Below are 21,430 nucleotides of genomic sequence, written 5' to 3' on the forward strand. Positions count from 1 at the left end.
GGCGCCGGAACCTCCGGACGACCTCGGAGGATCTTGAGAATCGGTTGTGAAAGCCGCCGCGACCATGGCCGGGCGCGCGGACGGTGATCGAGGCTGAGGCCCTTCCCACCCCTCGAACACGGACAGGAGCCTCGCTTTGGCCGCCATGACACGCTGGTGCTTCCGGCACCACCTCGTCGTCCTGCTGCTCTGGGCCGTCGCGCTCGGAGGCACCGTCCTGGCCGGACGGCTCGCGGGCGGCGCCTACGCCAAGGACTTCAAGCCGCCCGCCTCGGAATCGGTCCGGGCCGCCGACCTGATGCGGACGGCCTTCCCCGCGCGATCCGGCGACACCGACGTGGTCGTCTGGCGGGTCGACGGGCCCGGGACCGTCCGGGACGCCGCGGTCCGCGACCGCATGCGGGCCGTCCTCGACCGGATCGCCGCGCTCCCTGACGTCGGCCAGGCGCTGAGCCCCTACCGGGCGGACGGCGCCGGGCAGACCAGCGCCGACGGACGCACCGCCTACGCGCAGATCACCTACACCCGGCCGACCGGCGACCTCGCCGCGGACCGGATCGAACGGGTCGTGGACACCGCCAGGTCGGCCGCGACGTCCGGGCTGACGGTCGAGGTCGGCGGGCCCGCGGCCGGCGGCGTCGACCAGCCGCCGCCGCACCTGGCGGAGTTCGCGGGGCTCGCCGTCGCCGCGGTGGTCCTCTACCTGGCCTTCGGATCCTTCCCGGCGATGCTGCTGCCGCTCGTCACCGCCCTGTTCGGCGTGGGGCTCGGGCTGGCCGGGATCGAACTGCTCGGTCACGCGATGACCATGCCGTCCGCCGCGCTGCTGCTGAGCACCCTCATCGGCCTCGGCGTCGGCATCGACTACGCCCTGTTCGTCGTCTCCCGGTACCGCGGCGGTCTCCGCGAGGGGCTGCCGCCGGAGCCGGCCGCGATCGACGCCGCACGCACGTCCGGACGGTCGGTGCTGTTCGCGGGGGGCATCGTCTGCGTCTCGCTGCTCGGCATGTTCGCCATGGGCCTGGATTTCCTGAACGGCGTCGCCGTGGCCACCAGCCTGACCGTCCTGCTGAGCGTCGCCGCCGCGCTGACCCTGCTGCCCGCGCTGTTCGGCCTGCTCGGTACACGCGTCCTGAGCCGCCGCGAACGCCGCCTCCCGCCCGCCGCCTCCAGCTCCGGCGTTCCCACCACCCCCCGGCCCGGTCGGGCCGCGCGGTGGGCCGACGTCGTGCAGCGCCGTCCGAGGACGTTCGCGGTCGTCGCGTCGGCGCTGGTCGCCGTGCTGTCGCTGCCCGCGTTCTCGCTGCGGCTCGGCGTCGGCGACCAGGGCACACTGCCGGAGTCCAACACCGCGCGCCGCGCCTACGACATGCTCGCCGACGCGTTCGGCCCGGGTTTCAACGGCCCGCTGCAGATGGTGGTGCGCCCGCGGGACGGCGGCGCGGAGGTGCCACCGGCCGTGCTGGAGCGGCTCGTCGGTGACGTCCGTGCGACGAGGGGAGTGGCGAAGGCCACGGTGATGCCGCTTCCCGGCCAGGCGCGCGGCGGGATGAGCGCGGGTGGTGCCGCTCCGCGGATGGCGGTGGTGCAGGTGATACCGGCGACCTCGCCCCAGGACGCCGGGACCGGCGCGCTGATCGACCGGCTGCGCACCGGCCCCGCGGCGCGCGACGGCTCCCTGGAGGTCCTGGTGGGGGGCGCCACGGCGGTCGACAAGGACCTGGCCTCGACGCTGGCCGCCCGCCTGCCGCTCTTCCTCGCCGTGATCGTCGCGCTGGGCTCGGTCCTGCTGCTGGCGGCCTTCCGCAGCCTGGCCGTGCCGCTGCTGGCCGCGGTGCTGAACGTGGCCGCGACGGGGACCGCGCTGGGCATCACGGTGGCGCTGTTCCAGTGGGGCTGGGGCACCGGCGTCCTCGGCATCGGCAAGCCGGTGCCGGTCACCTCCTTCCTGCCGGTGCTCATGATCGCGATGCTGTTCGGCCTGGCCATGGACTACCAGGTGTTCCTGACCGGGCGGATGCGCGAGGAGTGGCTGCGGACCCGGGACGCGCGGCGGGCGGTGCACGCCGGGCTGGTCCACGGAGGCGGGGTGATCGTGTCCGCCGCCGTCATCATGATCGCGGTGTTCGGAGCGTTCGTGATGAGCGGCGACCGGGAGGGGATGCTGGTCGGCGCCGGGCTGGCGGGCGCCGTGGCCGTGGAGGCCTTCGTGCTGCGCACCATGCTCGTCCCGGCCGTCATGACCCTGCTCGGTGCGGCCGCCTGGTGGCTGCCCGCGCGGGCCGCCCGCGAGAGGACGTGAGGACGTCACAGCCAGGGCGGGCGGCGGAGTTCAGGAGGCCGGGAGCAGGGACGGGAGGACGGGCCGGACGAGTCGGGCGGCCTCCTCCTCCGTCGGGTCGGGCCCCTCGGGGCCGGAGGCGAAGAACAGGAGGAAGCCCTGCTGGAAGGTGGCGCCGAGGAGGAGTGCGGCGACGGAGGCCGTGTCGGCCTCGGGACGGACCCGGCCGCGCTCGACCTCGGCGTCCAGGTAGCGGACCACGGCCATGACGGGCTCGCCGGGACCCGCGTCGTACTTGCTCAGGGACTCGCGGGTGGCGGCCAGGACCCGGGGCTGGGTGAGCATTCCGGCCATCATCGGGAAGGCCTTCCGGTAGAACCGGAGACCGCCCCGGACGGTGGCGGTGAGGTTGTCCTGGACGGTGTCCTCGCCGGGGTTGAGGCGGTGCGTGAACGGGGGCATGCGTTCGCGCAGGACGCTCAGCATGAGCTCTTCCTTGTCGCGGAAGTGCTTGTACAGCAGCGCTTCGGAGCATCCGGCCAGCCGGGCGATCTCCTTGGTGGTGGCCTCGGCGAGTCCGCGGGTGCGCATGATCTCGGCGAGGGCGTCGAGCATGCGCTCGCGAGCGGTGGTCATTCGTCGTGTCCCCTTGACAGGTGGGTGAGTGCTTACCCACTCTAGGGGTGAGTGAGCATTTACTAACCCAGGAGGACACCATGAGGATCACGATCTTCGGAGCGACCGGCGGCATCGGGACGGCGGCCTGCCGCGAGGCCGCCGAGCGCGGCCACGAGGTCACGGCGGTCGTCCGGGACGCCGCGCGGCTCCCCGCCGACGTGCGGGAACGCGTGAACGTGGTGGTCGCGGACGTCATGGACCCGGCCGCCGTCCAGTCCGCGGTCGAGGGGCGCGACGCCGTCCTGTCCTGCCTCGGGAGCCGTGGCGGCCGCGCCGCGACGACGGTGCTCACCGACGCCGCGACGTCCGTCGTCAAGGGCATGCGCGCCGCGGGCGCCCGGCGGCTGCTGACGGTCAGCGCCGCGGCGCCCTACCCCGACCCCGGCGACGGGTTCCTCGGCGGCCGCGTCTTCAAGCCGCTGGTCAGCAAGATCCTCGAGCGGCCCTTCGCGGACCTCCTCCGCGCCGACGACCTGGTCGAGAAGGCGGACGGCATCGACTGGACGCTCGTCCGGCCGCCGATGCTCCAGAACGGGCCCGCCACCGGGACCTACCGCCTGGGCCTGGACCTCGCGCCGCCCAAGGCCCGCAGGATCCGGCGCGCGGACGTCGCGGCGGCCATGCTCGACCTGGCCGGCGACCCGACGTCGATCGGGCACGTGGCCTGGGTCGCCGCCTGACCTCTGGCCTGACCGGCGGCCCGCCGGTCAGAGGACGTCGCGGCGGCGGTGGCTCAGCGACGGCAGGATCTCGCGGACCCGGGCCGCGGCGTCCGGGTCCAGCTCCAGGACGCGGACGGACGGGAACGGGCCGAGGTCGGCGACGACGGTGCCCATGGGGTCGACCAGCAGGCTGCGGCCCACCCCGCCCGGCAGGCCGCGCGGGGGCGCGGTGCGGTCGGGGGCCTTGTCCACGGCGATGACCCAGCTGGTGTTCTCGATGGCCCGGGCGCGGACGAGGGTCGTCCAGTGCTCTTCCTTGAAGACGCCCTGGCCCCAGGCGGCGGGGATCACGAGGATCTCGGCGCCCCGGTCGACCAGCGCGCGGGCCAGCTCGGGGAACCGGACGTCGTAGCAGGTGATGACGCCGAGGCGGTGCCCGGCCAGGTCGAGGGTGACGGGCCGGTCGCCCGCCGCCACGCGCTCGGACTCGCGGTCGCCGAAGGCGTCGTACAGGTGCAGCTTGCGGTAGGAGCCGACCAGCTCGCCCTCGGCGGAGACGCCGACGACGGTGTTGTGCACGCGGCCGGACGGGGCGGGCTCGAACACCCCGATGACGACGTTGACGCCGTGCTCGCGGGCGGCCTCGCGGACGGCGGTGACCCACGGGCCGTCCAGGGGCTCGGCGGCCGCGGCGAGGTCGTTGCCGAAGCGCAGGAACGACGCCTCGGGGAACACCGCCAGGTCGCAGCCGCCCGGCGTCCCGGCGGCCTCGGCGAGCGCCGCGAGGACGCGGTCCAGGTTCTCCTTGGGGTCGTCGCCGACCTCGATCTGACACAGAGCCACGCGCATGACCTCATTCTGCCCGTTCGACGTGCGGATATGACAGTCGTCATCCGTTTCGCCTGACGGGCGCCCACGGGACCGGTGACGTCCGCGTCTACCGGCCCGGACGCGCCGCCGGGACCCTGGACGCATGGAGAACACGGCGATCCGGGTCAGGGAGCTGCGGCAGCGGTACGGGGAGTTCGAGGCCGTGGCCGGGGTGTCGTTCGAGGTGGCGCGGGGCGAGCTGTTCGCGCTGCTCGGGACGAACGGGGCGGGGAAGACGACGACGCTGGAGGCGGTCGAGGGGCACCGGGCGGCGCAGTCCGGGGAGGTCCGGGTGCTGGGCCGGGACCCGTACCGGGAGCGGCGGGCCGTCCGGCCGAGGCTCGGGATCATGCTCCAGGAGGGCGGGTTCTTCGCCGACCTCACGACCGCCGAGACGATCGACCACTGGCGCGGCTTCGTCGAGGACCCGCGCCCCCGGGACGAGCTGCTCGACCTCGCGGGCCTGCGCGAACAGGCGGGGGTCCGGGCGCGGCAGCTGTCGGGCGGGCAGAAGCGCCGCCTCGACCTGGCGCTCGCCCTCACCGGGCGTCCCGAGGTCCTCTTCCTGGACGAGCCGACCACCGGCATGGACCCCGAGGCGCGGCACGCCACCCGACGGACGGTCGCCGAGCTCGTCCGGGACGGCCTGACGGTGCTGCTCACCACGCACTATCTGGAGGAGGCCGAGCAGCTCGCGGACCGGCTGGCGATCATGCACCGGGGGCGGGTCGTGGCGTCCGGGACGGTCGCGGAGGTGGTCGGCGGGCACGGCGACCGGGTCCGGTTCCGCGTCCCGCCCGACGTGCCGGTCGCGGACCTGCCCGTCCTGCGGGGGGTCGCGGCCGGGATCGAGGTGGACGCCGGGCACGCCACGGCGACCTACACCCTCCCGCCGGACGACCTCCAGCCCGGCGTGTACGGGCTGCTGCGCTGGGCGGACGAGCGGAGCCTCGCGCTGCCCGGCCTGCGCGTCGACAACGCGTCCCTGGAGGACGTCTTCCTCAGCACGGCGGGAGCGGAATCGTGATCGGCACCAGGGCGTTCCCCGTCCATCTCGACCGCGTCCTGCTCACCCGCGTCGCGCGTCTCGAGGCGCGGCTGCTGTGGCGCAACCGGACGGCGCTGTTCGTCGCGGCCGGCATGCCGCTGCTCTTCGTCGGGATGCTGGTCCCGATGCACGGCAAGCGGATCCAGGGCGTGGACGCGGCGCTCCTCCAGGGCACCGGCCACCTGGCGCTCTTCCTGCTGTTCGCGGTGTTCATGAACCTGGCGACGGTGTTCACCACCCGCCGCGAGGACGGCACGCTCAAGCGGATGCGCGGCACGGCGCTCGGCGACGCCGAGATCCTCGGGGGGAGCGTCCTGACCGCGACCGTCCTGTACATGGCGCAGGTGGCGGTGCTCGCGGTGGTCCTGGTCGCGGCGTTCGGCGGCCGGGCGCCCGCCGACCCGGTCCTGACGCTCGCGGGGATCGCGGGCGGCGTCGTGGTGTTCGCGCTGCTCGCGTCCGTCGTCTCGGGGATCACCCCGACCACCGAGCTGACGCAGCTGACCGTCCTGCCGGTGATGTTCGCGTGCATGGCGGGCGCCGGGGTGATGTTCCCGCTGGGGGTGCTGCCGGAGGTCGTCCAGCAGTCGCTGCGGGCGCTGCCGCTGACGCCGGTCGTGGAGATCGTCCGCACCGGCTACTTCGGACGCGACTTCACCGCGCACGGCGTCCCGCCCGCGGTCGGGGTCGGCGGCGGCTGGGTCGCGTGCCTGCCGTCCTTCGCGATCCTCGCCGCGTGGGCCGCCGTCGCGCGCCGCCTCGCCGCGCGGGCCTTCCGCTGGGACCCGCGCCGCTCCTAATGGGAGCTGACCCCCACCGCTCCCGACCCCCGCCGCTCCCGACCCCCGCCGTTCCCGGCCCGCCACGGATCGCACCGGAAAGTAGGGTGCCGCACATGGACGCCACCACCTCCGCTGAGCTGGAGCGACGCGCCACGGCGCGGTCCGGCCGGTACCGCCGGGTCACCTACCGGTCGTTCCTGATCGCGGGCGCCGGGATCATCTCGCCGACGGTCGTGGGGCTGTTCCTCGGGCACCGGGAGGGGAGGCTGCCGCTCCTGCTGCTGCCGCCCGCCCTGGCGGGCCTCGGCGTCCTGTTCTGGTTCTACACGCGGATCATCGCCCGCGGCCTGGACGGCGGCGCGGACCGCCGGGACGTCGTGGCGGGCGGGATCGTCGCCGCGGCGCTGAGCCCGCTGATCGCCGCGCATCCGCTGGCCGTCATGATCCCGTACCTCTGGCTGTCGGCGGTCGCGCTGTCCCCGATGCGCGTCCGGACGATCGTCCTGCTGTGCCTCGGGACGTCGGCCGTCGAGGTGCTGGTCGCGGGCGTGGCGTGGGCGGTGGCCGAGGACCGGCCGGTCCGCTGGTGGACGGTGCCGCCGGTGTTCGCGGTCTTCGCGGCGACCGCCGGGGTCGTGGCGTTCATCAACCGCTACCAGCGCGGCATCTGGGACCTGCACCAGGAGACGCACGCCGTCCGGCAGGCGCTCGCGCGGGCCGCGGTGTCGGAGGAGCGGCAGCGGTTCTCGCGGGACCTGCACGACCTGCTCGGCCACAGCCTGTCGCTGATCGCGGTGAAGAGCGAGCTGGCGATGCGGATGGCCGAGGCGGACCCGGGGCGCGCCCGCGCCGAGATGGAGGACGTGCGGCGCGCGGCCCGGGACGCGTTGCGCGAGGTCCGCGCGGCGGTGCGCGGCTACCGGGCGATCGAGCTGGACGCCGAGCTCGCCGGGGTGCGGGCCGTGCTGGAGACGGCGGGCGTCCGGTGCGAGGCCGGGCCCGTGCCGGACGGGCTGCCGCCGGAGGTCCGGGCCGTCCTGGCCTGGGTGATCCGGGAGGGCGCGACGAACGTGATCAAGCACAGCGACGCGCGCTCCTGCACGGTCGGGCTGAGCGGATACGGTGACACGGTGGTGCTCGAACTGACCAACGACGGCGTCCGCCGCGCCGCGGAGCACGCGACGCCGCCTTCGTCCGGGGCCGGGTCCGGGTCCGGGCTCGCGGGGCTGGGGGAGCGCGTCGCGATGCTCGGCGGCGAGCTGACGGCCGGGCCGCAGGGCCGCGACCGGTTCCTGCTCCGGGCCGTCCTCCCGCTGGACGGGGCGGCGCGCGTCCCGGAGCCGGCGGCGTGATCACGGTGCTGCTCGCGGACGACGAGCACCTCATCCGGGGTGCGGTCGCCGCGCTGCTCGGCCTGGAGGGCGACCTCGCGGTGGTCGCGGAGGTGGGCCGTGGGGACGAGGTCGCCGCCGCGGTCGCCGCCCACGACCCGGACGTGACGGTCCTCGACATCGACATGCCCGGCATGGACGGCCTGACCGTCGCCGAGCGGCTGGCCGAGGACGGCGCGCGCTGCGCGGTGTGCGTCCTGACCAGCTTCGCCCGCCCCGGGTACCTGCGCCGCGCCATGGCCGCCGGGGTGCGGGGCTTCGTCGCGAAGGACGCCCCGGCGGGCGAGCTGGCCGCCGCGATCCGCAAGGTCCACGGCGGCGGCCGCTACCTGGACGCCGAGCTCGCCGCGAGCGCGATGGCGGCCGGGGACAACCCGCTGACCGACCGCGAGCGCGAGATCCTCCGGCTGATCGGCGCGGGCACCGAGACCGCGCGCATCGCCGGGCTGCTGCACCTCGCCGAGGGCACCGTCCGCAACTACCTGTCGACGGCGATGACCAAGCTGGGCGAGCCGAACCGCGTCGCCGCCGTCCGCGCCGCCCGCGAGATGGGCTGGATCTAGCCGAGGCCGAGGGCGTCCATCCAGATGGGCAGGGACGGCGCGACCGGCGCCGGCCCATCGGTGATCTCGTCGTCCCAGACGCGCGCGATCCGGGTGGACGGCTCGTACCGGGCCCAGCCCGGGTCACCGGACGCGGCGAACGACGTCCACGCCTTCCGGACGGCGTCCGACAGCGCGTCGAACCCGTCCGGGACGGGTGTTCCGAGGTGCCGGGCGGCGAAGCGCGAGTCGGGGAGGCCGAACACGAACGGGACGTCGATGGAGTGCCGGTTGAGGCCCGCCGGGCTGCGCCAGGCGAAGTCGAACAGCCACGTCCGCCCGCCCGCCGCGGCGTGGGCCTCGGCGACGAGCGTGGTCGGCATCCGGAACATCGCGTCCGAGAGCAGCTCGACGGTCAGGTCGACGTCGCCGAGCCGCGGATACGCCTCCCGGTACCGCCTCGCACCGGCCGCGCCGACCTTCACCGCGCCGGACACCGTCTCGGGCGTGAGCTCCGGCGGCACCGGCGACGACAGGAACGCGCGCGCCTCCTCGTGGACGAACCCGCAGACCAGGTCGACGTCGGCGGCGTCCGCGATCCGCGACCAGGGCGGCCCGGTGACCAGGTCGCCGTCGATGACCGGCGCGAACGCCGTGACGGGCCGCGTGACCGGGTCGACCGGCGCGTCCTGGACGGCGAGGACGGCCTCCGGGGGCAGCGTCGCGAACCCGTCCCACGTCGGCTCGACCCCGGCCGCGTCCGCGATGGTCCGGGTGATCCCGGACGCCTCGCCGGGGGAGAGGTACCCGTCCGGGACGCTGTGCGCGATCGCGCGCCGGAACAGTCCGCGCGCCGCGGGCGCCCCGCTCAGCAGCACGATCGACGCCGCCCCCGCGGACTGCCCGAACACCGTGACCCGGTCCGGGTCGCCGCCGAACGCGGCGATGTCCCCCCGCACCCACTCCAGCGCGGCGATCTGGTCGCGCAGGCCCCGGTTGTCCGGGACGCCGGGCAGGTGGCCGAAGCCCTCGAACCCGGTCCGGTAGTCGAACGTCACGACGACCACGCCCGCCCGCGCGATCCGCGACGCGTCGTAGTGCGGCATCGGGCTCGCGCCGATCCGCCACGCGCCGCCGTAGAACCACACCATCACGGGCAGCCCGGACCCGCCCGCGTCGGGCGTCCAGACGTTGACGTTGAGGCAGTCGAGGCCGTCCCCGGGACGCCAGATCGGCGGCGCGGACGGCGCGGCCGCGAGCTGCGGCGGGGGAGTGCCGAACCGGGTCGCGTCGCGCACGCCGTCCCACGGCTCGGCGGGGACGGGCGGCCGGAACCGCCGTGCGCCGTCCGGCGCGGCCGCGTACGGGACGCCCCGGAAGATCGCCAGCCCGTCGGTCCCGGTTCCGCGCACCACACCCCGGTCGGTCCGCGCGAGCACGTTCTCGGTCACGTGTCCCGACGCTACCGGGCCCACCGCACACGGCGCGCACACACCGTGCACGCGCCGCGCACTGGCCGTTTCATGACACTTTCTCCCGATGCCACGGGCCCGGCGAAGATCACCGATACGCTGACCCGGTTTCCGCACCGGGAGGACGACACCACATGCCGCGCCGCACCGCGATCCTGGCCGCCACCGGCACCCTGGCCCTGGCCGCCGCGCTCGCCCCGTCCACCCCGGCCGCCGCGACCCCGGCAGCGGCGTCCTCGGCAGCGGCGTCCCCGGCCGCGTTCCAGGCACAGGCGTCCCCCGCGGCGGCCGCCCTCCCGGCCGTCGGGCCGTGGCAGGCGACCGGATCGTCCCTGGTCAGCAGCCTGTTCCAGAACCAGGGCCTCGCGACGGTCCGCGCGTTCGGCGGCGACCACCTCTGGTACACCGGCAACGTCGTCGCGCCGGACGCGCAGCTCAAGGGCTGGAACCACGTCGGCGACCCGGACTACTCGCACGGCTACGTCGTGGAGCCGTACCAGTCGGGAGCGGCGTCCCCGACGTCCAAGATGTTCCGCGTGTACGACACCGCGAACGGGTTCCGGTCGTCCGACTTCGTGCACCGGCTGGCCCCGGGCGAGGCGATGAACAACTCGTTCGCCGCCGTCAGCCGGGACGGCCGGTGGCTCGTGTCCGGCGAGTGGGAGACCGAGGACCGGCTGCTCGTCACCCCGATGCCCATGGTCAACGAGGCCGCGACCGACCCGGCGAAGGACCTTCCCCTCACCGGGCGCGTCGTCCTCGACAAGCCCGTCCGCGACGTCCAGGGCTGCGTCTTCACCACCGCGACCCGCCTGGTCTGCTCGTCGGACGACGGGAACGGCACGGTCGACGGCGTCGTCCGCCCGCTGCTCCAGGTCGACCTCGCCCACGCCCCGGACGGCCGGGACGTCGCGGGCCACGTGACCGCGCTCGGCCCGCTGCCCATGGAGAGCGCCTGCGAGCCGGACGCCCAGCACGCGTTCGAGGCCGAGGGGCTCGACTACGACGCGGCCACGGGCGTCCTGCGCGTCGAGGTCGTCCAGCCCGGCCTCTGCATCCCGCTGACGACCGTGTGGGAGTTCAAGAGCCGTACCGTGGGGGCGTGACCGACCAAAGCCCCGAAAATCCCCCGGAACCGAGGACGAGACTACGGAGGTGGTCGCGCCGGACGCTGCTCGTCCTGGTGACCCTCTGGGGCCTGGTGACGGCGGCGTCCATGGTGGTCGTCCTGTCGACGGAGACGCGCGCCGCGGTCCCCGCCGGGTTGTCGTACGTGCAGGCCGGGGACGTGCGGACGCGGTACCGGGAGTGGGGGAGCGGCGGGAGCCCGGTCGTCCTGGTGCACGGCGCGTTCGAGTCCGCGGACGCCTGGACCCCGACGGCCGAGATCCTCGGACGCACCCACCGCGTCCTCGCGATCGACCTCACCGGCGACGGGTACAGCCAGCGCAGACCCCCGTACAACGCCGCGCATCTGGCCGACCAGGTGAACGCCTTCATCGCGGCGATGCACCTGTCCAAGCCCGTGATCGTCGGGCATTCCAGCGGCGCGGCGGTCGTCGCGGAGGCGGCGCTGCGGCGTCCGGACGCGATCGGCGGCCTCCTGCTCCTCGACGGGGACGCCCTGCTCACCGGCGCCGGCCAGAAGAGCCCCCTCCCGTACCTGTTCATCGACCCCTACCGGACGGCCCTCCTGCGCCTGGGCGTCCGCTCCGACTGGCTCGTCCGCACCGCCTACGCGCGCGCGTGCGGGCCGCGCTGCCCGCGCCTGGACGCCCAGGGCGTCGACCAGTGGCGGCGTCCGTTCATGGTGCCGGGAGCGGAGAAGGCCGTCTGGGCGATGCTCCGCGAAGGCGTCGTCGGCATCCCGACCTCGCGGCTCGAGCGGCTCCGCACCCTGAACATGCCGAAGTCCGTGGTCTTCGGCGCGGACGACTTCGTGTTCAGCAGGTCCACGCCCGCCGAGACCGCCGCCCGCATCGGCGCCCCGCCGCCCACGCTCATCCCGCGCGCCCAGCACATGGCCTTCGTGTCCGATCCCGGTGTCGTCGCGTCCACGATCGACGCCCTGACCCGCCGCTGAACGAGTCGCTGAACGGGTCGCCGGACGGGCATGGCCGCGGTCGGCCGCCGGTCCGGGACGTCCCGTCCCGGCGGCCGCCGGTTAGAGTTCCGGGATGAGTGAGCCACTGGTCCGCCGGATGCGCGAGTTCGGCGAGACGATCTTCGCGGAGATGTCGGCGCTGGCGGTCCGGACCGGCGCGATCAACCTCGGGCAGGGCTTCCCGGACGAGTCCGGCCCCGAGGCGATGCTCCGGCACGCCGCCGACGCGATCCTCGCCGGGGACAACCAGTACCCGCCGGGTCCGGGCGTCCCGGAACTGCGGGAGGCGGTCGCCGGGCAGCGCCGCGCCCGGTACGGGCTGGAGTACGACCCGGCGACCGAGGTGTTCGTGACCGTCGGCGCGACCGAGGGCATCGCCGCCGCGCTGCTCGGCCTGGCCGAGCCCGGCGACGAGGTGATCGTCTTCGAGCCGTACTACGACTCCTACGCGGCGATGATCGCGATGGCCGGCGCCGTCCGCCGGACGGTGACCCTCCGCCCCGACCAGGGCCGGTTCACCTTCGACCCGGACGAGCTGCGCGCCGCCGTCACCCCGCGCACGAAGCTGATCATGGTGAACTCGCCGCACAACCCGACCGGGACGGTGTTCACCCGCGCCGAGCTGGAGGAGATCGCGGCGGTCTGCCGCGAGCACGACCTCGTCGCGATCACCGACGAGGTGTACGAGTACCTGACCTTCGACGACGTCGAGCACATCAGCCTCGCCACGCTCCCGGGCATGCGCGAGCGGACGGTCGTCATCTCGTCCACCGGCAAGACGTTCTCGGTGACCGGGTGGAAGACCGGCTGGGTGTGCGCGCCCGCGCCGTTCGTGAACGCCGTCCGGACGGTCGCGCAGTTCGTCACGTTCACCGCCAGCGCGCCCTACCAGCGCGCGACCGCGTACGCGCTCCGCGAGGAGGGCGCGTGGGTGGAGAACCTGCGCAAGTCGCTCCAGTCCAAGCGGGACCGCCTGATCAGCGGTTTGGAGGCGGCCGGGTTCGCGACGCTGCGCCCGCAGGGCACCTACTTCGTGCAGGCCGACATCCGCCCGCTCGGCTTCGCGGACGGCCTGGAACTGGCCCGCGCGCTGCCCGAGCGCGCCGGAGTCGTCGCGATCCCGACGCAGGTGTTCTACGACCACGCGGAGGCCGGGGCGCACTTCGTCCGGTTCGCGTTCTGCAAACGCGAGGACGTCATCGACGCCGCCGTCGAACGCCTCCACCGCCTCGCCCGCTGACGCGCCGGCGCCGGGTCTCTTGATCTTCGATGGATGCGCATTTACGCTCGGGATGCTTGCGAAACGCTCACTATCGAGCATTCCTGTGAGGTGTCCGTGTCGCGTGACTCCCGACGCGCCCGTCCCGTCAGCCGCCGCAGAACAAGCACCGCAGTGGTCACCGCCGCCCTTCTGGCGGTGCCGCTGACCGCCGCGACCACCCCGTCCGCCCAAGCCGCCCCCGCCCCCGCTCCCGCCAGGAGCGGCGAGCCCGCCCCCGCCCCCGCCGCGGCGACGGCGGTGACCGTCCACCAGAACGACCGGACGGTCACCGTCGCCACCCGCGGCTACGAGATCGACATCGCCCGCGGCCCCTTCGCGATCACCACCCGCCGCGCGGGGAGGACCGTCCTCGCGACCGCCGCGTCCGGCGCGTTCGACCTCACCCGAGCGGACGGCACGCACCTCACGCCGACCGCCGTCCGCACCGCCACCTGGGCGGACGGCGCGCTCGACCTCGCCGTCGCGACGTCCGACCCGGCCGCGACCCTGACCGTGAAGATCACCCCGGAGTCCGACCGGTACCGCGTCCTGACCGGTGTGACGGGCGCGACGGCCACCGCGTCCGCGCTGCGCCTGGACATGGCGTCCGGCGGCCACTGGTACGGCCACGGCGAGGCGAAGACCGACGCCGAGGGCGAGCCCGACACCCGCCAGCCCTGGCCCCTGGACGCCGCGACCGGCAAGGAGCAGGTCGACGACACCACGTTCGGCCCGGCGTCGTACCTGATGACCGAGCCGTTCTGGTTCACCGCGACGTCCGCCGGGCTGTACGTCAGGACCAACGACCTCATGCACGTGTCGCTGGGCCGCGTCCACGCGGGCGTCGCCGACTTCGAGGTCACCGGCACCGCGAACCTGGACGCGACGGTCTTCGTCGAGCGCACCCCGCGCGCCGTCTACCTGGACTACGTGGGCATCGCCGGGAAGCCCCAGAGCATCGGCGCGGCCCCCGCGCAGTTCGAGAAGCCGCTCTGGAACTCGTGGGCGCAGTTCTACTCGACCGTCGACCAGCAGGGCTTCCTCGACTACGCGCGCTCCCTGCACGACGCGGGCGTCCTCGGCCACACCATGCAGCTCGACGACGGCTGGATGACGCACTACGGCGACTACACGTGGAACTCCAAGTTCCCCGATCCCAAGGGCATGTCCGACCAGATCCACGCCATGGGCTACGACTTCGGCGTCTGGATCACCCAGTGGATCAACCTGGACGCCGACAACTACCAGGTCGCCAAGGACAAGGGCTACCTCCTGAAGTCCAAGGACGACCCGTCGCTGCCCTGCACGGTCACCTGGTGGAACGGCAAGGCCGGGCTCATCGACCTCGGCAACCCCGACGCCTACAGGTGGTACGAGGACCAGCTCAGGAGACTCCAGGCCGACTACGGCGTGGACGGCTTCAAGTTCGACACCCGCTTCTTCGACGAGCGGTGCGCCGCGTCCAACGGGCTCGACGCCGCCGCCTACCGGAGGCTCGGCGCCGAGCTCGCCCGGCAGTTCGACCTCCAGGGCGCGGGCATCCGCGTGCACTGGACGGGCGCGCAGAAGTACGGCTTCGTCACCCGCACCGTCGACAAGGGCACCGACTGGGCCTCGCTCAACGCGGCCGTGAAGCAGAACCTCGCCGTCTCCGTCATCGGCTACCCGTTCGTCGCGACCGACATGGTCGGCGGCTCGGACAGCATGCCGCCGCCGTCGAACGAGGTCCTGGTCCGCTGGGCGCAGGCCGCCGCCGTCATGCCGATCGAGTACGCGTCGACGTCGCCGCTGAAGGTCTACGACTTCGTGAACAGGACCTGGGTCACCTACCCGCCCGAGGTCGGACGCGCCTACGCCGCCGCGACCCGGCTGCACGCCGCGCTCGCCCCCTACATCCGCGACCAGGCCGCCCGCGCCGTCCGGACGGGCGAACCGATCATGAAGCCGCTGTTCTTCCGGCACCCGGACGACCCGAAGGCGTACACGGTCGCCGACGAATGGCTGCTCGGCGACTCGCTGCTCGCCGCGCCCGTCCTCGCGTCCGGGACGAGCCGGGACGTGCACCTGCCGCCCGGCGCCTGGTACGACGTCGTCCGGCACCGCGCCGTGAACGGCGGTGACCTGCGCGGATACAGGGCCGACCTGGGCACCGTGCCGCTGTTCGTCCGGCTCGGCGCCCCCGACACCCCGCGCCTGCTGAAGGTCCTCAGGTAGAGCGGACGGGCAGCCCGGTCCACGCGGACACCGCCGAGGCGACCGCGTGGGCCGAGGTGTCGGTGTACCGGTCGTCGAACGTCAGGGGGGTGCCGTACGCGCTCGCCGACCGCTGCGCGTTCCGCGCGTACGTGCCGGAGAGACCGGCGACGAACCGCTCCGGCGCGTCCACGGTCAACGCGAGGACGTACGAGCCGCCGCTCCCGCCCCGCCCGTTCAGGGGGACGACGCTGATCCCGGTGATCCGCTCCCACGGCACGGTCGTCTTCCAGAAACCGACCGTCACCCCGCTCTCGGAGAGCGTCATGATCGGGTTGACCTTCCGCGCGCGCACGACCACCCACAACAGCAACAGCAGGATGACCCCGGCGGCCCCCTCGCACACGACGGTCGCCGACATACCGCCCTTGAGAGCCGCCATGACCGCGCCGACCAGCGCCAGCACCAGCGCGATCGCCCCGAACCGGACGACGACCCGGCCCAGCACGAGCCGCACGTCCAGCCGCTCGCCCCGCCGCGGCGCCACGGCCACGGGAGCGGAGTCCGGCGCGCTGCTCGCGTTCAGCGTGAGGATCCGGCTGAACGCGATCATCCGCCCGCGCCCCCACGCGAACAACGCCAGCACGACCGGGACGGAGACCACGGCCGCGACCACCGCCGTCGACGTCCCGCCGACCACGCCCACCGAGCGCAGCACCCCGAGCAGCGTCCCGAGGACGACGACGTGGACGGCCAGCGCCGTCCAGATCCGCCGCCGGACCCGCCCCAGCTCCATCCGGGCGAAGTTCACCGCGATCCACTGCGCCTCGGGCTCGCTCGTCCGCCCCGTCCTGATGATCTGCACGCGGAGGGACGGGGAGAGCGCGCGCCAGCGTGCGCGCAGCTCGGATGCCTGGTCGGACACAAGGTGCTCCAAGGGGTCGACGGACTCCGGTCCCCGTCCGGGCGCGGAATTACATCACACCCCCTGATCGGCGGGCGAACGTGATGTGACGCCCGTCACGGGACGTGCGGGACCCCCGTCCCGAGGTGACCACCGGACGCAGTAACCTTCCTGCCGTGCCCGACCTGACCATTCCCGAGCCCCAGTTCCCCGACGACGACGGGAGCGCCGACCCGCGCCTGCGGGACGCGCTCGCCTCCTACGCCGCGGGACGGGCCGGCGGGCACGTGGTCCTCGAGGCGCTCGCCGGCAAGCGGCTGCTCGTCCCGATCGTGGCCGTCCTCACCGAGGAGGAGGACGTCGCCCCCGGCGAGCTGCGCCGCGAGAAGAACAGCGAGATGGCCCTGCCCACCCTCATGGGCGAGGACGGACGCCGCGGCGTCCTCGGGTTCACCTCCACCGCGTCCATGGCCGCGTGGCGCGCCGACGCCCGGCCCGTCGCGGTCAGCGCTCGGCAGGCCGCGTCCGCGGCGCTCGACGAGGGCGCGCACGCCCTGGTCGTGGACGTCGCGGGCCCCGTCCCGTTCGCCGTCGACGGCCTGCGCCTGCACCTGCTCGCCGAGGGCCGCCCCGTCCCGCCCCCGCACGAGGACGCCGAGGTCCTCGCCGCGATCGACGCCGCGTTCGGCGCGGAGCCGGGCGTCCAGGGCGTCCGGGTCGCGAAGGGCGAGCAGGCCGAGCTGGCCGTCCGGTTCGCGATCGCGCCCGGCCACGACGAGCGCGCCACCGTGCAGCGCGTGTCCGACCGCCTCGCCGAGTCCCTGCGCGGACGCGTCGTCGGCGGCGTCGAGCTGAGCCTCTACCGCCGCTAGGCTGCGGCGCATGAGCGCCCCCGTGTGGTCGGTGCGAGCCGACTGGACCGAGCCCCTCCGCAACGCGTGGACGCTCGCGGGCTGCGCCGCACTGGCCCTGGTCCTGGCGTTCCGCGCCCCCGACCCCGCCGCGATCCCGGCGTTCGCGTTCCTCGGCGTCCTGTGCGTGCTGCTCGGCGTCGTGGACGTCGCGCGGAAACGCCTCCCCGACCCGCTGACCCTTCCGTCCGTCCCCATCGCAGGCGCCCTGCTGGCCGTCGCCGACCCGTCGCGCTGGTTCGGGATGCTCGTGGGCGCGGGCGTGCTGTTCCTGGTGTTCGCGGTGCAGTGGTTCGCCGTCCCGAACGCCATCGGCTTCGGCGACGTGAAACTCGCCCCCGTCCTCGGCCTCTACCTGGGCTGGCTCGGCCGCCCCGCTTGGATCACCGGCCTGTTCGGGATGTTCGTCCTCGGCGGCCTCTTCGCCTTGGCCCTCCTCCTCTTCCGCCGCGCGGGACGCAAGGACCAGATCCCCTACGGCCCGTTCATGCTCGCCGGAACCCTCCTCGCGGTGCTCGCCCACGCCTGAAAACCGTTGGACGCGTTGCCGCGCGTTTGGGCAGGCTGGGCACAATATGGACATCGATGTTGAGAGCTTCATCCGAGACGGTTTCGTCCGTGTGCCGGAGGCGTTCCCGCGGGACGTCGCCGACGCGGGCCGCGCGCTGCTCTGGGAGGCGTCCGGGTGCTCGCCGGACGACCCGTCCACCTGGACACAACCGGTCGTGCGTTTGTACGACCAGGGACAGCCGCCGTTCCGCGAGGCCGCGCAGAGCGCGCGCCTGCGCGAGGCGTACGACGCGCTCGTCGGTGAGAACCGGTGGGTCCCCAGGAAGACGGTCGGCGGCAGCTACGCCGTCCGGTTCCCTGTTGAGGACGCCCCCGGCGACGAGGGCTGGCACATCGAGTCGAGTTTCCCGGGACCCGACCCGAACGACTACACGACCTACCGCGTCAACCTGAACTCGCGCGGACGCGCCCTGCTCGTCCTGTTCCTGTTCTCGGACGTTGGAGACGACGACGCGCCCACCCGCGTCCGCGTCGGCTCGCACCTGGACGTCCCGCCCCTCCTGGAACACGCAGGAGATGACGGACTCGCCTTTATGGAAATTGCCAAACGCGCCGACGCCGCGAGTGAGTACCGGGAAGTAGCCTTCGCGACCGGCCGCGCGGGCGACGTCTACCTGTGCCACCCGTTCCTCGTCCACGCCGCGCAGCGCCACCAGGGGCGGACCGTCAAGTTCATGGCGCAGCCGGGCCTCGAACCCGCCGTCCCGCTGTCGGTGGACGGCCCGTCCCCGGTCGAACGCGCCATCAAGCTGGGCCTCGCGAACCGGCCGGTTTGACCCTCACGCGACGTGAGGCCCGAGGGTGGGGGCATGAGCGATCACTACAACGCGTTCGAGATCAGCCCTGTGCCCCCGCCCGGCCCGGACGCCGTCCCGCCGGAGCCGTTCCGCGGCATCTACGGCATGCCCGCCTTCGCGACGATCCCCACGAACGACCTGGCGGCGTCCACGGACTTCTGGATCCGCGGCCTCGGCTTCTTCGAACTGTTCGCCATCCCCGGCACCCTCGTCCACCTGCGCCGATGGGCGTTCCAGGACGTCCTCCTCGTCGCGGCGGACGAGGTGCCCGAGCGACCGCCCGCCATGAGCGTCAGCTTCGCCTGCGTGCTCGGCCAGCTCGACGGCATCGCCGAGGACTGCCGCGCGCTGCGTCCGGACTCGGTCGACGGCCCCCGCGACACGCCCTGGACCACCCGCGACGTGGAGGTGATCACCCCCGAGAACGCGCGGATCGTCCTCACCGCCGCCAAGCCCTTCGACCCGTCCAGCCAGGAGGCCCGCGACCTGGCGGCCCTCGGGATCACCGCACCCGCCGCACCCGGCGACAATGGGGAACATGCCTGACACCTGGGACGCCGGCGCCTGGGACGCCGAGGGCCTGACCGTCGGCCGGGTCTCGGCGCGCCTGGGCGTGACGGTCCGCGCGCTGCACCACTGGGACGAGATCGGCCTCGCGCGGCCGTCGCTGCGCACGTCCGCCGGATACCGGCTCTACACCGCCGGTGACCTGGACCGCGTCCACCGTGTCGTCGTCTACCGCGAGCTCGGCCTCGGCCTGGACCGGATCCAGGCGATCCTGGACGACCCGGACGCGGACGTGCCCGGCGCGCTCCGCGCCCAGCGAGCCCAGGTCGACGAGCGGATCGAGCGCCTCCAGCGGCTCGGCGCCGGACTGGACCGGATGATCGAGGCCCACGAACGCGGCCCGCTGCTGACCGGCGAGCAGCAGACCGCGATCTTCGGCCCCGGATGGAACCCGGACTGGCCCGCCCAGGCCCGGCGGCGCTACGGCGACACGCCCCAGTGGCTGCAGTTCGCCGAACGCGCGGCCGCACGCGACCCCGGCGAATGGCAGGCCGTTGCCGACGCCGTCACCGAATTCGAACGCTCCCTCGCGGACGCGATGGACGCGGGCGTCACCCCCGGAACCCCGGAGGCGAACCACCTCGTCGAACGACACCGCGAACTGTTCGCCTCGTACTTTCCCCTCACCAGACAGATGCAGGTCTGCCTCGGCCGCAGGTTCGAGGCCGATCCCGCGTTCGCCGCCCACTACGACGGCATCCGCCCCGGCCTCGCCACCTGGTTCCGCCACGCCGTCGACGCAAGCGCGCGCGCCCACGACATCGACCCCGACACCGCGACCTGGCAGTAGCCCCTCAGTCCAGGGGGAGCGGACGCCGGGGAACGGGCGCGGTGTGGATGAGCGACGTGGTCGTCTGCCCGTACGGCGTGAACAGGTCGAGGATCGGTTCGAGCTCGTCCACCGCGCGCAGGTGCATGGTGAAGTAGAAGCAGTCCTCACCGGTCATGCGGTAGCACTCGACGATCTGGGGAACCTCCTGCGCGAGCTTGGAGATGCGCTGGAGCTCCCGGACCGCCGGTCGGACCCGGACCATCACCGTCACCGGGAATCCCAGGGCCCGCGGGTCGACCTCGGCGTGGTAGCCGGTGATGACCCCGCTCTCCTCCAGCCGCTGCACCCGGTCGGCCACCGCCGGCGCCGACAGGGCGACCCGGCGGCCCAGCTCGGCGAGGCTCAGCCGGGCGTCCGCCTGGAGCTCGGTGAGAAGACGAAGGTCCAGAGCGTCGATGTCCTTGGGTTCGTAGGCCCGCTCGGGTCTGATCCTTCGATTCGCCATTCTCCCAAATTACGACCTGCCCGACGATGTCGTCATGCCGCACACCACCCCTCAGGAGGCATGAATGCACTACATGAGGCTGGGCACGTCCGGGCTGCGCGTCTCCCGGATCGGCCTGGGCATGATGACCTACGGTGACCCGGGCAACCGGGCATGGCTGCTCGGCGAGGACGCCGCCGAACCGATCGTCCGGCGCGCGGTCGAGGCCGGCGTGACGTTCTTCGACACCGCCGACATGTACTCCGGCGGCGTGAGCGAGGAGATCACCGGGCGCCTGCTCGGCAGGCTCTTCCCCCGCCGGGACGACTACGTCCTCGCCACGAAGGTCTACTTCCCGACGGGTCCGGGTCCCAACGACCGGGGCCTGTCCCGCAAGCACGTCCTCGCCGCCATCGACGCGTCTCTGACCAGGCTCGGAACCGACCACGTCGACCTGTACCAGATCCACCGCTGGGACCACGAGACGCCGATCGAGGAGACCATGGAGGCCCTCCACGACGTCGTCAAGGCGGGGAAGGCCCGGTACATCGGGGCGTCCAGCATGTACGCGTGGCAGTTCGCCAAGGCGCAGCACGTCGCGCAGACCGCCGGATGGACCCGGTTCGTGTCGATGCAGAACCACTACAACCTCGTGTACCGGGAGGAGGAACGCGAGATGCTCCCGCTCTGCCGGGACCAGGGCGTGGGCGTCATCCCGTGGAGCCCCCTCGCGCGCGGCCTGCTCACCGGAAGCCGCGACCGCGACGGGCGCGAGAACACCGTGCGGACCGGCAGCGACCCCGTCGCCGACATGTACACGGACGCGGACTTCGACGTCGTCGACGTCGTGCGCGCGACCGCCGCCGAACGCGGCCTGCCACCCGCGCAGCTCGCCCTCGCCTGGCTCCTCGGAAGGCCCGGCGTCACCGCGCCGATCGTCGGAGCGAGCAGGATCGGGCACCTGGACGACGCGATCGCGGCCGTCGACGTCTCCCTGAACGAAGAAGAGGTGGCCCGCCTGGAGGCCCCCTACCGTCCGCACCGGATCGCCGGACACTCCTGAAACGGCGGCGGCGCGACCGGCAGCGGGGGTCCCGCCGGTCGCGCCGCCTTCTCCAGCGGGACGCGCCGTCACTCGTAG

General features: G+C 73.7%; 21 protein-coding genes. 16 read left to right on the forward strand and 5 right to left on the reverse strand.

Going from position 1 to position 21,430, the window contains the following annotated elements; all coding sequences use genetic code 11:
- Window positions 1-145 precede the first annotated feature (145 nt).
- Complete coding sequence (locus tag EBO15_RS19045) at window positions 146-2,302, forward strand: MMPL family transporter (RefSeq protein WP_122195761.1); 2,157 nt, start codon at window positions 146-148, stop codon at window positions 2,300-2,302.
- A gap of 30 nt (window positions 2,303-2,332) precedes the next feature.
- Here EBO15_RS19045 and EBO15_RS19050 read toward each other — a convergent pair whose 3' ends face one another.
- Window positions 2,333-2,917, reverse strand: coding sequence for a TetR/AcrR family transcriptional regulator (locus EBO15_RS19050; RefSeq protein WP_122195762.1), 585 nt, complete (start codon window positions 2,915-2,917; stop codon window positions 2,333-2,335).
- Between the two features lie 80 nt (window positions 2,918-2,997).
- On the opposite strand from EBO15_RS19050, the gene EBO15_RS19055 reads away from it, so the two are divergent.
- On the forward strand, window positions 2,998-3,639 hold the full coding sequence (locus EBO15_RS19055) for an NAD(P)-dependent oxidoreductase (protein WP_122195763.1): 642 nt from the start codon (window positions 2,998-3,000) through the stop codon (window positions 3,637-3,639).
- Between the two features lie 27 nt (window positions 3,640-3,666).
- Here the strand turns inward: EBO15_RS19055 and EBO15_RS19060 are convergent, their stop codons facing one another.
- On the reverse strand, window positions 3,667-4,470 hold the full coding sequence (locus EBO15_RS19060; protein WP_122195764.1) for a carbon-nitrogen hydrolase family protein: 804 nt from the start codon (window positions 4,468-4,470) through the stop codon (window positions 3,667-3,669).
- Between the two features lie 124 nt (window positions 4,471-4,594).
- Here EBO15_RS19060 and EBO15_RS19065 point away from each other — a divergent pair, with 124 nt between their 5' ends.
- The 4 genes from EBO15_RS19065 to EBO15_RS19080 all read left to right on the forward strand — a co-directional run bounded on the left by EBO15_RS19065 (window position 4,595) and on the right by EBO15_RS19080 (window position 8,275).
- Window positions 4,595-5,518, forward strand: a complete 924-nt coding sequence (locus EBO15_RS19065; protein ID WP_122195765.1) for an ABC transporter ATP-binding protein — start codon at window positions 4,595-4,597, stop codon at window positions 5,516-5,518.
- Window positions 5,515-6,339, forward strand: a complete 825-nt coding sequence (locus tag EBO15_RS19070) for an ABC transporter permease (protein WP_158628277.1) — start codon at window positions 5,515-5,517, stop codon at window positions 6,337-6,339. Before EBO15_RS19065 ends, EBO15_RS19070 begins: the two co-directional genes overlap by 4 nt.
- A 95-nt stretch (window positions 6,340-6,434) precedes the next feature.
- Window positions 6,435-7,673 carry a sensor histidine kinase gene (locus EBO15_RS19075; protein ID WP_158628278.1) on the forward strand — a complete coding sequence of 413 codons (1,239 nt, stop codon included), beginning with the start codon at window positions 6,435-6,437 and terminating at the stop codon, window positions 7,671-7,673.
- Window positions 7,670-8,275, forward strand: coding sequence for a response regulator transcription factor (locus EBO15_RS19080; protein WP_122195767.1), 606 nt, complete (start codon window positions 7,670-7,672; stop codon window positions 8,273-8,275). Before EBO15_RS19075 ends, EBO15_RS19080 begins: the two co-directional genes overlap by 4 nt.
- On the opposite strand, the gene EBO15_RS19085 is transcribed toward EBO15_RS19080, so the two are convergent.
- Window positions 8,272-9,705 (reverse strand): carboxylesterase/lipase family protein, encoded by a 1,434-nt coding sequence (locus EBO15_RS19085; protein ID WP_233616292.1) that lies wholly within the window; start codon window positions 9,703-9,705, stop codon window positions 8,272-8,274. The genes EBO15_RS19080 and EBO15_RS19085 overlap by 4 nt on opposite strands.
- A gap of 155 nt (window positions 9,706-9,860) precedes the next feature.
- Between EBO15_RS19085 and EBO15_RS19090 the strand changes: the two genes are divergently transcribed.
- From EBO15_RS19090 to EBO15_RS19105, 4 genes are all read left to right on the forward strand, one after another.
- Window positions 9,861-10,832 carry a hypothetical protein gene (locus EBO15_RS19090; RefSeq protein ID WP_122195768.1) on the forward strand — a complete coding sequence of 324 codons (972 nt, stop codon included), beginning with the start codon at window positions 9,861-9,863 and terminating at the stop codon, window positions 10,830-10,832.
- On the forward strand, window positions 10,829-11,809 hold the full coding sequence (locus tag EBO15_RS19095; protein ID WP_147481548.1) for an alpha/beta fold hydrolase: 981 nt from the start codon (window positions 10,829-10,831) through the stop codon (window positions 11,807-11,809). The genes EBO15_RS19090 and EBO15_RS19095 overlap by 4 nt, the downstream gene beginning before the upstream one ends.
- Window positions 11,810-11,903: 94 nt before the next feature.
- The gene (locus EBO15_RS19100; protein WP_122195770.1) at window positions 11,904-13,070 is read left to right on the forward strand and encodes a pyridoxal phosphate-dependent aminotransferase; all 1,167 of its coding nucleotides are present in this window, start codon (window positions 11,904-11,906) and stop codon (window positions 13,068-13,070) included.
- Between the two features lie 96 nt (window positions 13,071-13,166).
- Window positions 13,167-15,305, forward strand: coding sequence for a glycoside hydrolase family 31 protein (locus EBO15_RS19105; protein WP_199744654.1), 2,139 nt, complete (start codon window positions 13,167-13,169; stop codon window positions 15,303-15,305).
- On the opposite strand, the gene EBO15_RS19110 is transcribed toward EBO15_RS19105, so the two are convergent.
- Window positions 15,298-16,209: a hypothetical protein gene (locus tag EBO15_RS19110; RefSeq protein ID WP_122195772.1), complete on the reverse strand. Its 912-nt coding sequence runs from the start codon at window positions 16,207-16,209 to the stop codon at window positions 15,298-15,300. The two genes, EBO15_RS19105 and EBO15_RS19110, sit on opposite strands and share 8 nt — an antisense overlap.
- Before the next feature lie 155 nt (window positions 16,210-16,364).
- Between EBO15_RS19110 and EBO15_RS19115 the strand changes: the two genes are divergently transcribed.
- The 5 genes from EBO15_RS19115 to EBO15_RS19135 are packed head-to-tail and all read left to right on the forward strand — an operon-like array spanning window position 16,365 to window position 19,823.
- On the forward strand, window positions 16,365-17,060 hold the full coding sequence (locus EBO15_RS19115; protein WP_122195773.1) for an SseB family protein: 696 nt from the start codon (window positions 16,365-16,367) through the stop codon (window positions 17,058-17,060).
- A 10-nt stretch (window positions 17,061-17,070) separates the two neighbouring features.
- Window positions 17,071-17,628: a prepilin peptidase gene (locus EBO15_RS19120; RefSeq protein WP_122195774.1), complete on the forward strand. Its 558-nt coding sequence runs from the start codon at window positions 17,071-17,073 to the stop codon at window positions 17,626-17,628.
- Window positions 17,629-17,674: 46 nt separating this feature from the next.
- Complete coding sequence (locus EBO15_RS19125) at window positions 17,675-18,445, forward strand: phytanoyl-CoA dioxygenase family protein (protein ID WP_122195775.1); 771 nt, start codon at window positions 17,675-17,677, stop codon at window positions 18,443-18,445.
- A 33-nt stretch (window positions 18,446-18,478) separates the two neighbouring features.
- Entirely contained in the window at window positions 18,479-19,012 is a 534-nt protein-coding gene (locus tag EBO15_RS19130; RefSeq protein ID WP_122195776.1) for a VOC family protein, read from the forward strand.
- Complete coding sequence (locus EBO15_RS19135) at window positions 19,005-19,823, forward strand: MerR family transcriptional regulator (RefSeq protein WP_122195777.1); 819 nt, start codon at window positions 19,005-19,007, stop codon at window positions 19,821-19,823. Before EBO15_RS19130 ends, EBO15_RS19135 begins: the two co-directional genes overlap by 8 nt.
- Window positions 19,824-19,827: 4 nt before the next feature.
- Here the strand turns inward: EBO15_RS19135 and EBO15_RS19140 are convergent, their stop codons facing one another.
- On the reverse strand, window positions 19,828-20,310 hold the full coding sequence (locus tag EBO15_RS19140; RefSeq protein ID WP_122195778.1) for an Lrp/AsnC family transcriptional regulator: 483 nt from the start codon (window positions 20,308-20,310) through the stop codon (window positions 19,828-19,830).
- Between the two features lie 64 nt (window positions 20,311-20,374).
- Here EBO15_RS19140 and EBO15_RS19145 point away from each other — a divergent pair, with 64 nt between their 5' ends.
- Window positions 20,375-21,352 (forward strand): aldo/keto reductase, encoded by a 978-nt coding sequence (locus EBO15_RS19145; protein ID WP_122195779.1) that lies wholly within the window; start codon window positions 20,375-20,377, stop codon window positions 21,350-21,352.
- Window positions 21,353-21,430 lie beyond the last annotated feature (78 nt).

The sequence above is a fragment of the Actinomadura harenae genome (genome assembly GCF_003696215.1).
Taxonomy (GTDB): Bacteria; Actinomycetota; Actinomycetes; order Streptosporangiales; family Streptosporangiaceae; genus Spirillospora; species Spirillospora harenae.

Excerpts from the sequence above, each read along its gene's own strand:
- EBO15_RS19045 (WP_122195761.1), top strand. The coding sequence starts at position 146 with ATGACACGCTGGTGCTTCCGGCACCACCTCGTCGTCCTGCTGCTCTGG.
- EBO15_RS19060 (WP_122195764.1), bottom strand. The coding sequence starts at position 4,470 with ATGCGCGTGGCTCTGTGTCAGATCGAGGTCGGCGACGACCCCAAGGAG.
- EBO15_RS19120 (WP_122195774.1), top strand. The coding sequence starts at position 17,071 with ATGAGCGCCCCCGTGTGGTCGGTGCGAGCCGACTGGACCGAGCCCCTC.
- EBO15_RS19145 (WP_122195779.1), top strand. The coding sequence starts at position 20,375 with ATGCACTACATGAGGCTGGGCACGTCCGGGCTGCGCGTCTCCCGGATC.
- EBO15_RS19100 (WP_122195770.1), top strand. The coding sequence starts at position 11,904 with ATGAGTGAGCCACTGGTCCGCCGGATGCGCGAGTTCGGCGAGACGATC.
- EBO15_RS19090 (WP_122195768.1), top strand. The coding sequence starts at position 9,861 with ATGCCGCGCCGCACCGCGATCCTGGCCGCCACCGGCACCCTGGCCCTG.
- EBO15_RS19065 (WP_122195765.1), top strand. The coding sequence starts at position 4,595 with ATGGAGAACACGGCGATCCGGGTCAGGGAGCTGCGGCAGCGGTACGGG.
- EBO15_RS19125 (WP_122195775.1), top strand. The coding sequence starts at position 17,675 with ATGGACATCGATGTTGAGAGCTTCATCCGAGACGGTTTCGTCCGTGTG.
- EBO15_RS19050 (WP_122195762.1), bottom strand. The coding sequence starts at position 2,917 with ATGACCACCGCTCGCGAGCGCATGCTCGACGCCCTCGCCGAGATCATG.
- EBO15_RS19075 (WP_158628278.1), top strand. The coding sequence starts at position 6,435 with ATGGACGCCACCACCTCCGCTGAGCTGGAGCGACGCGCCACGGCGCGG.
- EBO15_RS19055 (WP_122195763.1), top strand. The coding sequence starts at position 2,998 with ATGAGGATCACGATCTTCGGAGCGACCGGCGGCATCGGGACGGCGGCC.
- EBO15_RS19140 (WP_122195778.1), bottom strand. The coding sequence starts at position 20,310 with ATGGCGAATCGAAGGATCAGACCCGAGCGGGCCTACGAACCCAAGGAC.
- EBO15_RS19130 (WP_122195776.1), top strand. The coding sequence starts at position 18,479 with ATGAGCGATCACTACAACGCGTTCGAGATCAGCCCTGTGCCCCCGCCC.
- EBO15_RS19135 (WP_122195777.1), top strand. The coding sequence starts at position 19,005 with ATGCCTGACACCTGGGACGCCGGCGCCTGGGACGCCGAGGGCCTGACC.